Origin of the sequence: Microbacterium sp. ZXX196, assembly GCF_009709595.1 — a bacterium.
In the GTDB taxonomy this organism is placed as follows: domain Bacteria; phylum Actinomycetota; class Actinomycetes; order Actinomycetales; family Microbacteriaceae; genus Microbacterium; species Microbacterium excoecariae.
In genome coordinates, this window is record NZ_WMEE01000098.1 from 1 (window position 1) to 280 (window position 280).

Below are 280 nucleotides of genomic sequence, written 5' to 3' on the forward strand. Positions count from 1 at the left end.
GTACCGTCAGATCCATGACTTCAGGGCCTGCCCGAGCCTCAGGAAGCACCCACCCCACCGGAAACCGCACAGCGGCCATCGGCAACCGCAAAGTGGCCGTCGCCGGAGTGGCCCTGTCCGACTGCGGACGCGTGGACGAGGCCACCCCCTACGCCCTGCATGCCCAGGCCGCCCGCCGGGCGCTCGCCGACAGCGGCCTGGACCGGTCGGTGATCGACGGCTTCGCCTCCGCCGGACTGGGCACCCTCGCGCCCGTGGAGGTCGCCGAGTACCTGGGCCT

General features: G+C 72.5%; 1 pseudogene. It reads left to right on the top strand.

Annotated features, from left to right (window positions below):
* Window positions 1-14: 14 nt before the first annotated feature.
* Window positions 15-280, top strand: a pseudogene (locus tag GJQ66_RS14845) (hypothetical protein); the annotation flags it as partial.